Origin of the sequence: Colwellia sp. BRX10-9, from assembly GCF_014077405.1 — a bacterium.
Classification (GTDB): domain Bacteria; phylum Pseudomonadota; class Gammaproteobacteria; order Enterobacterales; family Alteromonadaceae; genus Colwellia_A.
On record NZ_JACGVV010000027.1, the window covers coordinates 54,010 to 68,631 of the forward strand.

A 14,622-nucleotide genomic window follows, 5' to 3' on the forward strand; every position below is an offset into this window, starting at 1 on the left:
GAGCACTTACTGTTAGATGATAGCGGCAAGCTCTGCAGCTTGGCGTATCGCTCTTTTCGCATCTAATTCAGCAGCAACTTTAGCACCACCAATTAAGTGTAGTCCTTGCTCCGCACCCTTGATGCTTTCTAATTTATTATATAAACCACGTTGTGATTCTTGCCCTGCACAAATTATAACATGGTCAACATCTAGTACTTGCTCTATGCCATCAATTTCAATGGTTAAACCTGCATCATCTATTTTTTTGTAACTGACACCAGCTAACATTTTTACACCATTATTTTTTAAGGTCGCTCTGTGGATCCAACCCGTTGTTTTCCCTAACCCTGCACCGACCTTAGTCGACTTCCTTTGTAATAAGTGAATATTACGTGATGTTTTTTCAATAGGCTCTACTGCCGACTTGTCCAACAAAGCACCATTACCCTGATAACTTTGATCTACGCCCCAGCTCTTTAACCATTTTTCTTTGTTGTTCACGAGAGGACTTTTTTCGTGTTCTTCCGCTAAGTAAACCGCAACATCAAACCCAATACCTCCAGCGCCAATAATGGCAACATTTTTTCCTATGGGTTGTTTATCACGTAGTACATCTAAATAATTTTTTACTTTTTCATGCTCAATACCTTCTATATCGAGTTTTCTAGGTAAAATACCCGTTGCAACCACTATTTCATCAAAGCCAGCATTTGCTAGCGTTTCGGCAGTCGCTTCGGTGGATAAATGTAGCTTAATATCGAGTAAGTTAATTTGCTTATTAAAATACCTAATCGTTTCATAAAATTCTTCTTTACCTGGTACTTGCTTAGCAAAGTTAAATTGACCGCCAATTTCACTAGCACGGTCAAAAATTTCTATTTTATGACCTCGTTGTGCCGCATAGACACTAAAAGCTAAACCAGCAGGGCCAGCGCCTACAACAGCGATACGTTTATTTTTTGACGCTTTAGCGAAGGTCAGTTCTGTTTCATAACATGCCGTTGGATTAACTAAACAAGAAGCACGTTTTTGCTGAAAAACATGGTCTAAACAGGCTTGATTACAACCAATACAAGTGTTGATTTCATCACTTTTATTTTCCATCGCTTTTTGGACAAATTCCGCATCAGCTAAAAAGGGTCGCGCCATTGAAACCATATCGGCCTGTCCTGATGATAAAACTTCTTCAGCGACCTCTGGGGTATTTATGCGGTTAGTTGTCACCAATGGAATAGAAACTTCTTGCTTCATTTTCTCTGTGATCCAAGTAAATGCAGCACGTGGTACCGAAGTAGAAATGGTAGGAATGCGCGCTTCGTGCCAGCCAATACCGGTATTGATTAATGTCGCCCCAGCCGCTTCAACCGCCTTTGCCATGGTAACTACATCGGCCCAGCTATTACCTCCATCAACAAGATCTAGCATCGACAATCTAAAGATAAGGATGAATTTTTCACCCACTTTTTCTCTAACAGCTTTAATGATGTCAATGGCTAAGCGCATACGGTTTTCAACGCAGCCTCCCCATTCATCGGTTCGTTTATTAACGCGTACACATGAGAACTGGTTAATTAAATAACCTTCAGAACCCATAATTTCAACACCATCGTAGCCTGCACGTTGTGCTAATAATGCTGAATGGGCAAAGTCTTTAATGGTGCCTTTAATTTGACGAACTGACATCGCAGCGGGTGTAAATGGGTTTATCGGTGACTTAACTTTACTTGGCGCAAAGCTAAATGGATGATAAGAATAACGACCGGCGTGCAACAACTGCAAACAAATTTTTGTTGGATACTGATGAACCGCTTCAGTAATTTTTTTATGTTTAGCGACGTGCCAAAACTTACTGAGTTCACAGCCCATAGGTGTTAGGCGCCCGCGTGCGTTGGGGCTAATACCACCGGTAACAATTAAGCCGACACCACCTTTAGCTCGAGCTTGATAAAAAGCGGCCAATTTATCAAAGCCGCCCTTTTCTTCTTCAAGTCCAGTGTGCATTGAGCCCATGAGTGTACGATTTGCTAAGGTGGTAAAACCCAAATCTAATGGGGCTAATAAGTTAGGAAAGGCGCTATTGGCTGTGCTAATTGTCATAGTAGTTCACTTTTTCGGGATTATTTTTATGGTCAAACCAGTTATTATCATTATAAAGTAGACGTTTATAACGATAAATTCAAGTACTATTTTGACAGCTGTCAGATCAAAAATATATTTACTAAAAATTTCAAGCAAGTATGCTGAGTATGATGAAAAAACAGATAATAATTAACGATATCCTTGCCCATTTATCAGCAGAATTGTCTGCGATAAAAACAGCAGCAAATAATGCTCACTTAGCCGCCACTGATGATCAGTCGGTCGCAGAAACTCAATACGATACGCTTGCTATTGAAGCTAGCTATTTAGCGGAAGGGCAATCTAGACGTGTCAATGATATTCAACAAGCTAAACAAGCCATTGAACGGTTCATTATTTACAATTTTGAGGAAAGAATGCCTGTTTCAATAGGCGCCTTAGTACAGATAACACCAGAAAAAGGTGGTGATAAATGGTTTTTTATTGCGCCGGCCGCAGGAGGCTTTCAAGGCGTATTAAATAGAAAGCCCTATACCGTTATTACACAAAACTCACCGATGGCAAAAGCATTAATAGGTAAGTATATTGATGATGATGTTGCGTTAACAATAGGCACTAGTAAGCAATATTACCTGGTTAGTGGCGTTTATTAATTGTGGTATTTAACAGCTTTGTCTCTGCTGAACTTGCCTATAAGGAGATAAGAAAATTCAGCAGATGGTTTATCACTATGGGTTCAAGGCAGCTTTGATATCAGCCAAATTCACCACTTTATCATCAACCTTGAGGTAAACAACCGATTCTTCTTGCACCAATATCGCTTCGATAACCCCAGGTAATTCAATTAATTTTTCGGCGACTTCATTGGCTTTTTCTTGGCAATCAATGCTAGTCGTGAAAGTATAACTTTTTGATTTTTGCAGTGGTTTCATGCTTATAGCACCAAAAAACCATAATAAAGTGATCAATGACATTACTAAAAATATCGCTTGTTCCCCAAATTGGCTGGCAATAATGCCGCCAATAATACCACCGGTAAAAGCACCTAAAAATTGACTACTCGAATAAATACCCATCACACTGCCTTTTACGCCAGCCGGAGCAATGCGTGACAAAATAGATGGCATAGTTGCTTCTAGATAATTAAAGGCAGTAAAAAACATCACCACCAATAACACTAACGTCCAAAAGCCAAGCGGTAAATACCACAACAGTAATAACGAGGCTGCCAGTAATAAGATAGCCGCTGAAAACATCTGTTTTTCTTTTTGCTTTTTAATCGCAATAATCATAAAAGGTACCATCAAAAAGAAAGAACCTAACAAAGCGGGTAAATATAATTGCCAATGTTGCTCTAGCGCTAAACCACTGGCAACAAACTGTTTAGGTAAAGTAATAAAACAAGCCGTTAACGCCATATGAAGAATAAATACTCCCCAATTTAAACGCGATAATTCGGGATTACGAATAAGCTTACTGAGTTGCTCCGGTAAAGCGACACTATCGCCCTTTGGCGCTTTATTTACTGAGTTTGGTACCATGAACTGAATCATTACCATAGCTAAAATGGTTAATATTGCCGTAAACCAAAACAAACCACTCAGCCCAAACGCTTGCGCAACTATAGGTCCAAAAACCATAGCGAGAGTAAATGACAAGCCAATAAACATACCAATAGTTGCCATAACTTTGGGTCGTTGCTCTTCTCGACTCAAATCGGCGGCCAGTGCTAATACCGCACTTGCAATAGCGCCGGTACCTTGTAATGCTCGGCCAAAAACAACGCCATAAATAGTGTCAGACATTGCAGCGACAACACTCCCTAAGAAGAAAATAACTAAACCAATTAAAATAATCGGTTTTCTGCCGTATTTATCAGACAGTATCCCCATAGGTATTTGCAGCATAGCTTGGGTTAGACCATATGCTCCAATAGCTAAGCCTATCCAAATAGGACTAAAGCCGATCAGTTGCTCGCCATAAATAGCAAACACTGGCAAAATCATAAAAAGCCCAAGCATACGCAAGCCAAAAACGGCGGCTAAAGAAAATGCGGCTTTTTTCTCAATACTGTTTAAACCTGTCGTACTCATGGGGCTCTCTATTTAACGTGTCATAAAAAAGCGAAAATTCGCGCTATAGTAGCACGACAAAGTCCTGAACAAAAACAGAGATTATTACTGATTATTGCCGAGTAATTATGCAATAATACTTGGTTCAAACTTTACGTAAAATAGCGATAGCGAATCTATTGAGTTTGTGCACATTCGGATAAACTTATTAGAGTGGATATTTATGAAAAACATTGAAGTACGTGGCGCTAGAACGCATAACCTTAAAAACATCAGCTTAGATATTCCTAGAGAAAAATTAGTCGTTATTACTGGGCTTTCGGGTTCAGGTAAATCTTCACTCGCTTTTGATACTTTATATGCAGAAGGTCAGCGACGCTATGTCGAATCACTTTCGGCTTATGCTCGTCAATTTTTATCGATGATGGAAAAGCCTGATGTCGACCACATAGAAGGCTTATCGCCGGCAATTTCTATTGAACAGAAATCAACGTCGCATAATCCACGCTCTACTGTGGGTACTATTACCGAAATTTACGATTACTTACGACTACTTTATGCCCGTGTTGGCGAGCCACGTTGCCCTACACATCACCAGCCTTTAGCGGCACAAACAAATTCACAAATGGTCGATAAGGTTTTAGCGCTTGAAGAAGGTACAAAAGTCATGGTGCTCGCGCCTGTGCTTCAAGGTCGAAAAGGTGAGCATGTTAAATTACTCGAGAACCTCGCATCTCAGGGTTATATTCGAGCTAGAATAGACGGCGAGGTCTGTGATTTATCTGATCCTCCAACATTAGAACTTCACAAAAAACATACGATTGAAGTGGTGGTTGACCGTTTAAAAGTACGTGACGATATTCAACTTCGCTTATCCGAATCTTTTGAAACCGCATTAAGTTTAACCGCGGGTACTGCTAAAGTTGCCTTTATGGATGAACCTGATCGAGAAGAATTAGTCTTTTCAGCTAATTTTGCTTGTTCAAAGTGTGGTTATAGCATGCAAGAGCTTGAGCCGCGCTTATTCTCATTCAATAATCCAGCAGGTGCCTGTAAAACCTGTGATGGTTTGGGTAATCAACAGTTTTTTGACTCTGCTCGTGTTATTACTAACCCTGAATTGAGCTTGGCGGGCGGTGCAATACGTGGCTGGGATAAACGTAATTTTTACTATTTTCAAATGCTACAAGCACTGTCTGATCATTATAAATTTGCCCTTGATAAACCTTTTGAAAAGTTATCCAAGAGTGACCAAGATTTAATACTTCGTGGTAGTGGTAAACAAGAGATTGAATTCAAATATATGAACGACCGTGGTGATGTTGTTATTCGTAAGCACCCGTTTGAAGGCATAATTAATAATATGGAACGACGATTCCGTGAAACAGAATCTAATGCCGTTCGTGACGAATTATCAAAATACTTAAATAGCCAACATTGCCCAGATTGTAATGGCAGTCGTTTACGCCTTGAAGCGCGTAATGTTTTTATTGCTGATACACCATTAACTGATATTGCCGAGCTTGCTATTTCTGACGCCTTAGCCTTTTTCGAAAACTTAAATTTATCAGGTCAGAAAGCACAAATTGCAGAAAAAATTCTTAAAGAAGTGTGTGAACGTTTAGGCTTCTTAGTTAATGTTGGCTTAAATTACCTCAATTTATCACGCGCTGCTGGCACCTTATCAGGCGGTGAAGCACAACGTATTCGTTTAGCAAGCCAAATAGGTGCTGGTTTAGTTGGCGTAATGTATGTATTAGACGAACCATCAATTGGGTTACATCAACGCGATAACGAACGTTTATTAAAAACCTTGATCCATTTACGTGATTTAGGCAATACCGTGATCGTGGTTGAGCATGACGAAGACGCCATCAGAGCCGCCGATTATGTTATTGATATTGGCCCTGGAGCCGGTGTTCATGGTGGTGAAATTATTGCTCAAGGTGATGTAAATGATATTTTAGCCTGTGAAAATTCACTAACGGGTAAGTACCTTTCAGGACGAGAAGGTATTGAGATACCTAAGGTTCGTGTGCCTTTTGATAAAAACAATGTCGTTGAACTAAAAGGCGCAACCGGTAATAATTTAAAGAATGTTGATTTAGTTATACCCAATGGTCTTATGACCTGTGTAACTGGTGTTTCAGGTTCAGGCAAGTCGACCTTGATTAACGATACCCTATTTAAACTTGCTCACATTGCTTTAAATGGTGCGACGACACAAGAACCAGCACCGTATAAAGAAATTATTGGTTTAGATTTACTTGATAAAGTTATCGATATTGACCAAAGCCCGATAGGGAGAACACCACGATCAAACCCTGCAACCTATACGGGTATATTTACCGCTATTCGTGAAATTTTTGCTGCGACTCAAGAGTCACGTTCAAGAGGGTATAAACCCGGACGCTTTAGCTTTAATGTAAAAGGCGGGCGTTGTGAAGCTTGCCAAGGCGATGGATTAATCAAAGTTGAAATGCATTTCTTACCTGACGTTTATGTTCCTTGTGATGCGTGTAATTCAAAACGTTATAATCGCGAAACATTAGAAGTAAAATATAAAGGTAAGAGCATTCATGAAGTGCTTGATATGACAATCGAAGACGCGTTAACTTTTTTTGCCCCCATCCCAGCTATTAATCGTAAATTACAAACGTTAATGGATGTTGGTTTAAGTTATATAAAATTAGGTCAGTCGGCCACTACCCTTTCAGGCGGTGAAGCACAACGGGTTAAATTATCAAAAGAGCTATCCAAACGTGATACCGGTAAGACCCTCTATATTCTTGATGAACCAACCACAGGTTTGCATTTTCACGACATCAAACAACTGATGCATGTTATCCATCGTTTGCGTGACCATGGCAATACTGTTGTTGTTATAGAGCATAACTTAGACGTGATAAAAACAGCCGATTGGATTATTGATTTAGGCCCTGAAGGTGGCTCTGGTGGTGGTGAAATATTGGTTTCTGGTACACCTGAACAGGTCGCTAAACACAAGACATCACATACCGCCAGGTTCTTAAAACCTTTACTCGAGAAGCAAGCAGCTAAAAAGCGTAAATAAGTCTTAACAAACCCAAAAGGCGTGTATCGCCGTTTAGCTTGAATTTTCAGGATGCAACTGAAATTCAGGTCGAACGGCTACCTATCAAATTGGCTTGGTATATCGCGCCTTTTGTCGTTAAGATAGCTTTACTTAATAGACAATATTACTGATACCCTAAATGACGGATACCAAACCCCAGCCATCATGGCAAAACCCATTCATTTACCTACTCGCTTTTTGTAGCGGTTTTTGCATAATGGGCATTGAACTATTAGGTGGCAGAATACTTGCTCCTTTTTTTGGCAGTAGTGTGCATATTTGGGGCAGTATAATTACCGTGTTTATGCTGAGTTTATCGTTTGGCTATTTGGCTGGTGGTAAGCTGTCGACAAAAAATGCTTCTTTGAAAAAATATGGTTTTATCTTTGTATTAGCAGGCATTACCATTTTGCCCGTTGCCTTATGGTCAACAACAATAATGGAAGTCATCTTTTTAAATGTTGAAGATTCTCGCTATGGCTCTTTACTCGCCTGTACAGCGCTCTTCTTTATACCTACGATTATTTTAGGGATGATCTCCCCTTACTCGGTCCGCTTATTAGTAACTGACCGAGATAAGAGCGGTCAAATCGCTGGAAAACTATATTTTGTTTCCACACTAGGTAGTGCATTAGGTACTATTCTTACTTCATTTTATCTGGTGTTATTTTTTGAAGTGAACAGTATTATTATGGTGTTTAGTTCGATATTAGCGTTATTGGGACTTATTGCTATTGTCTTAAATAAATCGGTGAAATCTGTTAGCTTTAATACAGTAGGTGTTATAAATGAGTAAGCTTAATTATTCGATGTTAACTATTTTTATCCTGAGTTGCCTATTTGTTAATAGTACAAGCGCGGAAGTCGTTCACCAAGAACGTTCATTATATCGAAATATATTGGTTGATGATCAAGGTGATTTACGTTGTTTGAAATTCAATGTGAAAACAACTAAAACGAATCAAAGCTGCTTTTATAAAACTGCCCCTCAACGTTTAGTCTTTAATTATACAAAACTACTCTTTTCCGCTTTGCTATTAATTGAGCAGCCTAAAAGTATTCTTATTGTTGGTTTAGGTGGCGGAACTATGTCAAACGTCCTTCAAGAACTCTACCCAACGAGTAAAATCACCAATGTTGAAATAGACCCTGCGGTTGTAAAAGTTGCTCGGCAATATTTTGGTTTTCTCGAAAACCAAGCTGTTTCATCGGTAATACAAGATGGCAGAATTTTTATTAAACGCGCGTTGATCAGAAAACAACAATACGATTGGATAATTCTTGATGCGTTTAACGGTGATTACATTCCTGAGCACTTATTAACGCAAGAGTTTTTACAAGAAGCTAAAGATTTACTTAGCCCCGAAGGTGTATTAAGCGCTAATACTTTTTCAGTCAGTGATTTATATGCACATGAATCAGCTACCTATAAAGCAGTATTTGGCGATTTTTATAATGTACGAAACTATAAAAATAGTAATCGCATTATCTTAGCCGCCAAAGGACAACTGCCCAGTGTTGAATTAATTAATCAGCGAGCAAAAAAATTACAAACACGTTTAACACCTTTCAATATTGATTTATTAAAGATAAGCCAACAAATGACACCAATTAGTGTCGAGCAAGACTGGCCAGAAAAGACTAAGTTATTAACTGACCAGTTTTCACCGGCTAACTTATTGAATTAAGTAGCAGGCACTTAACTTTGTGCTTTTAGCTTTAACTGATTGCTCTGCAATTACTTTAAATAGCTAATACTTTGATCGGTAACACAACGAGTAAAGCTTTTTTGCCTTTCTTCTCGGCTTAACGTTGAAATACTTGCCGTTACCACCGCCATTCTTTCTAACTTCTGCTGCGGTGGTAAACTTGATAATTGCTCAGAAAAACAGCCATGCAAACCATAATTCAAAGCAGTATCAGACTGTGTTGTTGCTCCCGCTAAACAAGCCGTTAATTTTTCAGCCAGTAAATTACGGTCCATATCTTCAACAAGCTCCTTTACTTGATAATTAGCATTACCGCTATTTTTAGCTTGGTCACAAGCAAAAAACATATCTGCAACGGCAACTACCGGTATCAAGCGTTCATGTTGAGCGCTAAAACGTAACTTTAGCCATTTGTCATGCTCAAGTTGCTCGGGTGTTTTATCTGCTGAAGCATTCGCTATGCTCAATGGTAAAATTAAAGCAATGAACAAGGAGCTGATCTGTAAAAGTAATTTCATAAGTCTGTCTAAAAGATAAAGTATTGCGTGCAATTTACCTTACTCATCATTAAAAATACAATTATCGTTTTATAACTATCACACTTCACCTCGTTAAATATCCGTGTTCTAATAAGAAAAACTCTGCAAAGTAAAATACTATGAACACTAGAAAATTAATTCCATTGTTATTCTCTGTCCTGACCAGTTTTTGTTTTACAACGGTAAGTTTTGCCCAGCCAATAGCACAGGAAAACGTATTACAAAATTTTGATAAATTAATTGCTGATCACAAAGGACAAGTGATCTATTTAGATTTTTGGGCATCTTGGTGTGGTCCTTGTCGAAAGTCCTTCCCGTGGATGAACGAAATACAAGCGCAATATAAACAGCAAGGCTTAACTATTATCAGTGTTAACGTTGATAACAATAAAGCATTAGCAGATGAATTTTTGGCAGAAGTTCCGGCTGATTTCACCGTTTTTTATGACCCTAAAGGCAATGTTGCCCGTAAATTCAAATTAAAAGGCATGCCAAGCAGCTACATCATTGACCGTTCAGGAGAGGTGGTTAGTACTCATGTTGGCTTTTCAGAAAGTAAAAAAGAAAAGTATCAACAAGAGTTAGAAGCTTTACTTCAGTCGACAGAGTAAAGAATACTTACTCAACAATAGCTAAGTAGGCTCAGCTATTTATAAATAGACCAGACCTTAATTAGCGTTAAAGGTCTGGGGTTGAACACTTGCTAAGGGTAATATTAACGTTTTTTATAAGTAAACTTTAGCCAAATATAAATACCACTCACTGATAGTAAGATAAGCATCAAAGCAACAATGTCCATAAACCAAACACCTAAGTTACCAAATAATCGGCCAGAGTGAGCATCAAGAATCACTCTTTCCCAGTTTAAAAACTGCGATTGGAATTTTTTGTTCGCCACAACCAACTCATTTTCGGTCACAGAAGCACTTTCCACCCAAGACGGCTCAACCAGCGTAGTGATCTTTTGCCACTCAAAGAAATCACTATCTCCTTGAAAATAACCCTCTGGTGTATTTAAAACAAGCTGATCACCAATAATGCTAAATGCTGAAATAGGCGTAGGTAAATCACTGGAATTGTCGATCTTATCAATAATAAGCCCTTCGTCAGTAAAAATAACAAGTTGCTTTGTGGTAACCAACAATAGATAAGATTGAAAACGGCTAATACCGATAACAGGCGTATCACTTTGAAAAACCACTTGATCGTTTAACCAGATAAGCTGGTCAGTGACTAACCATTCTTTTTGTTGATAAAAACGAATATCACTAGGGGGCTTAATTCCATAATGATTAAGTAGTATTGAGCTAGTGATTGATTTATCTGACAAAGAAAAAAATGAGGTGTGGTTTAAAGCGACACCCGAAATAGAAAGAAAAATCAGGAATAATGCAGCAAATATACCCAGTTGCCGATGCCATTTTCGCAGATGACGAACAAACCGATTACGGATTAAGTATGCTGATTTTTTATTTATCATTGGGATACGTTAGACCTATCTAAATAAACTTATTACCGGTAAAAATTAAACTTTTACCTTTTTATTTAACCACAATGCCAAACGTGCAACTTTAGTTAGTGCGCGTACCGACATGGTTGCGCCTGTTATACCATCAATATGTTGATTAAGCATGTTTTCTTTAGTCAGTGAGGCTGACTTAAACTGATTTGTGAAAAAGTCATGTCGAACTTCATCACCACGGGACTCTCGATAAACAAGGACTTTAAGATCAACTACCTGCTCGTCTTTAATGTGAACACCAATTGTAATAGGTTGTTCTTTACCTATTTCTTCAAGCACCCAAACCGTTGCATTTTCTTGCTGCCAGTACCTTACGCGTAAACGGTTATATTCATGGCTCATAATATCACTAATTACCACTTTGTCGTCATTTGACAACCATAGCGCTTTAGATTTTGGTGATTCACCATTAAAAGAACTGCTAATAAACTGTTTAGATGTTTGATAAATACCATTCGCAAACGCCGGTGTTTGCAAACTAAGTATAACTAAGAAAGTGAATATAATTTTAACCACATGTCACCCTTGATGATAAATAGATTTGTTAAAACACAAAAGTGAATGAGCAAATAATGCTCATTCACTTCCATGTGAATTATAACCTAACGCAAGTTTGCGATAAGTAAATCAAATTAAAACTGGTAGCCAAAACCTAAGTTAAAGCCTTGCGAGTCTTTTGAACCGCTTAATTCTTCAAAATCGGCTTTTAGTACAACGTTTTCATGTAAGTAATAATTGATACCTACACTGGTTGATTCAACAGCATCAGAAGAACTAGCTCCTGCTTCATTGTTATATTCAGCATAGCGGGCAAAAGCACCCATTTTTTCATTAAACATATATGAAGGTTCAACGTACCAACCTGTTTGCTCATCTCGACCTAATGCTTTTGCTTCTTTACCGTAAATATTCCAAGCGGCATATAGTGCACGAACGGTGAAGTTATTAACTTGGTAAATAGCATGGGCTTGAATTAATGTTGCAGCAGCTTTATCAACACCAGCAGCACTTTGAGCCAAATCTGTTTGAAACTGAACCGTTGCGGCTAACTCTAAGCCTGGAATAGCTGTATATTTTATACGCCCAGTGTAGGCTAAGTTTTCAGCCGAAGCGTTAGAAACTTTTTGACGTCCGCCTCTAATTTTGTAATCATCTCCAACGTTTAAGCCACTAGTTATAGCAGTATCAACAGCTATACCTGGCGCCAACTTAAAGTTAGCTGCAACACCGGCTTCCCACCACGTAGCTGGAATAATATTCTTTTCAACACCGTTACGTTCAACACCATAAAATGTTGGTGGCTCGTGAGTTTCGTTTATGATGCCAACAGGAACCAAAAACAAACCTGTTTTGGTAGTGATAGTGTCGCTATAATCGTACTCTACGTAAGCTTGTTCTAGCTCAACTTCGCCATCTTGGCCTTCACCAGCAATGCTATGTTCTAATTCGAATTCAGAGAAAAAGCGAAGTTTATTGGTGAACTCATGACCAAAGAATAGTACGAAACGATGAAAATCAACTTTCGCGTCAGTATCTTTATAGTTGTTATAATGTAATTCGCCGTAGCCACCAATTGTTGTTTTGGCAAATGGGCTAGCAGTTGTACTTGACTCAACTTGGTCAGCAGTTGCTTCTAAGCGCTGCTCTGTTTGATCTAAACGTTGTTCTAAGCTCTTTAATACTTCTTGTTGCTGGGCAATAACTTTACGTAATTCCTCTGTATCGTCATTTGCAATAACAGCCGTGCTAGCAAATAAGCCAACAAGTGCAGAAGCAATTAAGGTTTTCTTCATCATGGGTTCATGTCCGTTAAAGTTTGTAGAGAGAGTTTTTATAATTGAAGTGATAATACACATGAATAAAACGTAATGCAAACGATTATCATTAAGTCTTTCGTTTGTGTTTGATACAGATCAAGATTTAAACTAGATACTTCAGAGATCCTATAATTGGTAACATCGAAATGTGCTATGTTTGTAATACACTTTATGTTTTCGCCGTGCAGTTTACTTAAAAATCAATATAATCTTAAAAGAAAGAAAGTAAATATTCATCTCCCTTTAGACAGCCAGCCTACCCCTAATGTAAAAGCTAAACCTGAAGATATTACAGCAAGCATTTTAGATAAAAGACTCGCTGATGCAATTTTTGCTGCCGTATAAGCCTTTATTTACTTTAGTAACATTAACCAAGCCTGAGCGTAGTCGGGTAAATGCTTATTAGCTTGGTGATAATCACTCCAACCTTTATAGCTATCTACTAACATATCTAATTGGAATAAATTATCATCGAAGGCTCCACCTTGATCAGCTAGAACACCGATCCGTGATATATTTTCATTATTACGGTCATAGCTAACCATAAAGAGTTTACCTAACCCTAGCTGCTTTACATTGCCAGCAAACGTTACTTGAGATTTTAACGCTATCTTATCCTCTTGTTTTTGGCCATAGCCCATAATGCTAGGGACCTCAATAAAATACCAATATCTTGCTTGCTCTCGTTTTCCTAATGCATAATCATAAGCTATGCCGTTATTACGGTGAACATTAAAGTAACGAACTTTTCCATCGACGTTTACCACGCCAGTGCCTTGTAACAAAACATCATGTAATGCTTCTTCAGATAACCAAATTAGAGGTTTAACCGCTTTATTATTTGATAAGGCTCCTGCCATAATATCTTGTCGGGTATACCTATACCTTATCAATTGCTGTTTCTGGTTTTCAGCTTGATCTAATGAAAGGCCTTCCTCATCAGTCGGTAAGGCATACAAAGCTTGATTATATTTAGTGGTTTTAACGGTACTGGCATCTAATAGTTTCGTATAATATTTAGTAAGAAAAATTTTATCTTTGGGAATACTATTTAGTAATCGACTTTTAACTTCATTAGTACTTTTATCTGCAATTAGTTGTGCTGTCTGTGTATCAGGGAGCCAACGAAAAAAATTAAAATTCTCTTTTACAAATGCTATATCGTGTAGGCGACTCTGTCGTTTTGCTCGAACGTCATCACGATAAGTTGTACAGATAAACGCCAATGTTTGTTCAATATCTTGCATACTAATTTTATTGTTAAATACTGTCCCTGGGTGTACTGCAAACTTATCACTAGGAACCTTTTGTATATAATCCATCGTATTTTCAGTAACTTGACATAAGTCACTTGTTTTAAAATCTACAAGTTTATTAATACTTGGTGATTTTTCAAGGACGAATTCATAAGAATTCACTTGAAATATAAACAGGAATACAGAGGAAAATAAATATATTAAGTAACGCATTAATCAGACCTATTAAAACTTTTTCAATATTGTAACTATTAAGCTAATAAAAGATATAGGTTTATCATAGAACAAACAGCAAAATATCCTACTCTGACATGAGCATGTCTAATATAAGACACACTACCCTTGTTATTAATGCATGCTAGCTATGGATTTGGTCTTTTTTAAACGTCAGAAAGCAAAAAACCCGACTCTTTCGAATCGGGTTTCTCTTAATTAGGAGCCTAGCAATGTCCTACTCTCACATGGGAACTCCCACACTACCATCGGCGCTACTGCGTTTCACTTCTGAGTTCGGAATGGGATCAGGTGGTGCCACAGTGCTATTGTCGCTAG

13 protein-coding genes and 1 rRNA gene are annotated in these 14,622 nt (G+C 38.2%); 6 read left to right on the top strand and 8 right to left on the bottom strand.

The features are described 5' to 3' along the window. Window positions 1–12: 12 nt before the first annotated feature. The gene (locus H4J69_RS14765; protein WP_182217945.1) at window positions 13–2,079 is read right to left on the bottom strand and encodes an NADPH-dependent 2,4-dienoyl-CoA reductase; all 2,067 of its coding nucleotides are present in this window, start codon (window positions 2,077–2,079) and stop codon (window positions 13–15) included. A gap of 149 nt (window positions 2,080–2,228) precedes the next feature. On the opposite strand from H4J69_RS14765, the gene H4J69_RS14770 reads away from it, so the two are divergent. Beyond that, window positions 2,229–2,714, top strand: a complete 486-nt coding sequence (locus H4J69_RS14770; protein ID WP_182217944.1) for a hypothetical protein — start codon at window positions 2,229–2,231, stop codon at window positions 2,712–2,714. 75 nt (window positions 2,715–2,789) lie between these two features. Here H4J69_RS14770 and H4J69_RS14775 read toward each other — a convergent pair whose 3' ends face one another. Continuing rightward, complete coding sequence (locus H4J69_RS14775; RefSeq protein ID WP_182217943.1) at window positions 2,790–4,154, bottom strand: MFS transporter; 1,365 nt, start codon at window positions 4,152–4,154, stop codon at window positions 2,790–2,792. A 202-nt stretch (window positions 4,155–4,356) separates the two neighbouring features. On the opposite strand from H4J69_RS14775, the gene uvrA reads away from it, so the two are divergent. The 3 genes from uvrA to H4J69_RS14790 all read left to right on the top strand — a co-directional run bounded on the left by uvrA (window position 4,357) and on the right by H4J69_RS14790 (window position 8,915). Further along, a complete protein-coding gene (gene uvrA / locus H4J69_RS14780; RefSeq protein WP_070375593.1) occupies window positions 4,357–7,206 on the top strand; it encodes an excinuclease ABC subunit UvrA in 2,850 nt (949 codons plus the stop codon). A gap of 160 nt (window positions 7,207–7,366) precedes the next feature. Beyond that, the gene (locus H4J69_RS14785; RefSeq protein ID WP_182217942.1) at window positions 7,367–8,023 is read left to right on the top strand and encodes a fused MFS/spermidine synthase; all 657 of its coding nucleotides are present in this window, start codon (window positions 7,367–7,369) and stop codon (window positions 8,021–8,023) included. Continuing rightward, window positions 8,016–8,915, top strand: coding sequence for a fused MFS/spermidine synthase (locus H4J69_RS14790; protein ID WP_182217941.1), 900 nt, complete (start codon window positions 8,016–8,018; stop codon window positions 8,913–8,915). Before H4J69_RS14785 ends, H4J69_RS14790 begins: the two co-directional genes overlap by 8 nt. Window positions 8,916–8,965: 50 nt before the next feature. Here H4J69_RS14790 and H4J69_RS14795 read toward each other — a convergent pair whose 3' ends face one another. After that, on the bottom strand, window positions 8,966–9,454 hold the full coding sequence (locus H4J69_RS14795) for a hypothetical protein (protein WP_182217940.1): 489 nt from the start codon (window positions 9,452–9,454) through the stop codon (window positions 8,966–8,968). Window positions 9,455–9,594: 140 nt separating this feature from the next. On the opposite strand from H4J69_RS14795, the gene H4J69_RS14800 reads away from it, so the two are divergent. Continuing rightward, window positions 9,595–10,086, top strand: a complete 492-nt coding sequence (locus tag H4J69_RS14800) for a TlpA disulfide reductase family protein (protein WP_182217939.1) — start codon at window positions 9,595–9,597, stop codon at window positions 10,084–10,086. Window positions 10,087–10,190: 104 nt separating this feature from the next. Here H4J69_RS14800 and H4J69_RS14805 read toward each other — a convergent pair whose 3' ends face one another. The 3 genes from H4J69_RS14805 to H4J69_RS14815 form a co-directional block, all read right to left on the bottom strand. Then, a complete protein-coding gene (locus H4J69_RS14805) occupies window positions 10,191–10,955 on the bottom strand; it encodes a PepSY-associated TM helix domain-containing protein (protein ID WP_182217938.1) in 765 nt (254 codons plus the stop codon). A gap of 45 nt (window positions 10,956–11,000) precedes the next feature. Beyond that, window positions 11,001–11,513, bottom strand: a complete 513-nt coding sequence (locus H4J69_RS14810) for an FMN-binding protein (protein ID WP_182217937.1) — start codon at window positions 11,511–11,513, stop codon at window positions 11,001–11,003. A gap of 116 nt (window positions 11,514–11,629) precedes the next feature. Then, complete coding sequence (locus H4J69_RS14815; protein WP_182217961.1) at window positions 11,630–12,790, bottom strand: porin; 1,161 nt, start codon at window positions 12,788–12,790, stop codon at window positions 11,630–11,632. A 177-nt stretch (window positions 12,791–12,967) separates the two neighbouring features. Between H4J69_RS14815 and H4J69_RS14820 the strand changes: the two genes are divergently transcribed. Then, entirely contained in the window at window positions 12,968–13,159 is a 192-nt protein-coding gene (locus tag H4J69_RS14820; protein ID WP_182217935.1) for a hypothetical protein, read from the top strand. 8 nt (window positions 13,160–13,167) lie between these two features. Here H4J69_RS14820 and H4J69_RS14825 read toward each other — a convergent pair whose 3' ends face one another. Then, a complete protein-coding gene (locus tag H4J69_RS14825) occupies window positions 13,168–14,283 on the bottom strand; it encodes an MltA domain-containing protein (protein ID WP_182217933.1) in 1,116 nt (371 codons plus the stop codon). Between the two features lie 225 nt (window positions 14,284–14,508). Then, a 5S ribosomal RNA gene (gene rrf, locus H4J69_RS14830) occupies window positions 14,509–14,622 on the bottom strand.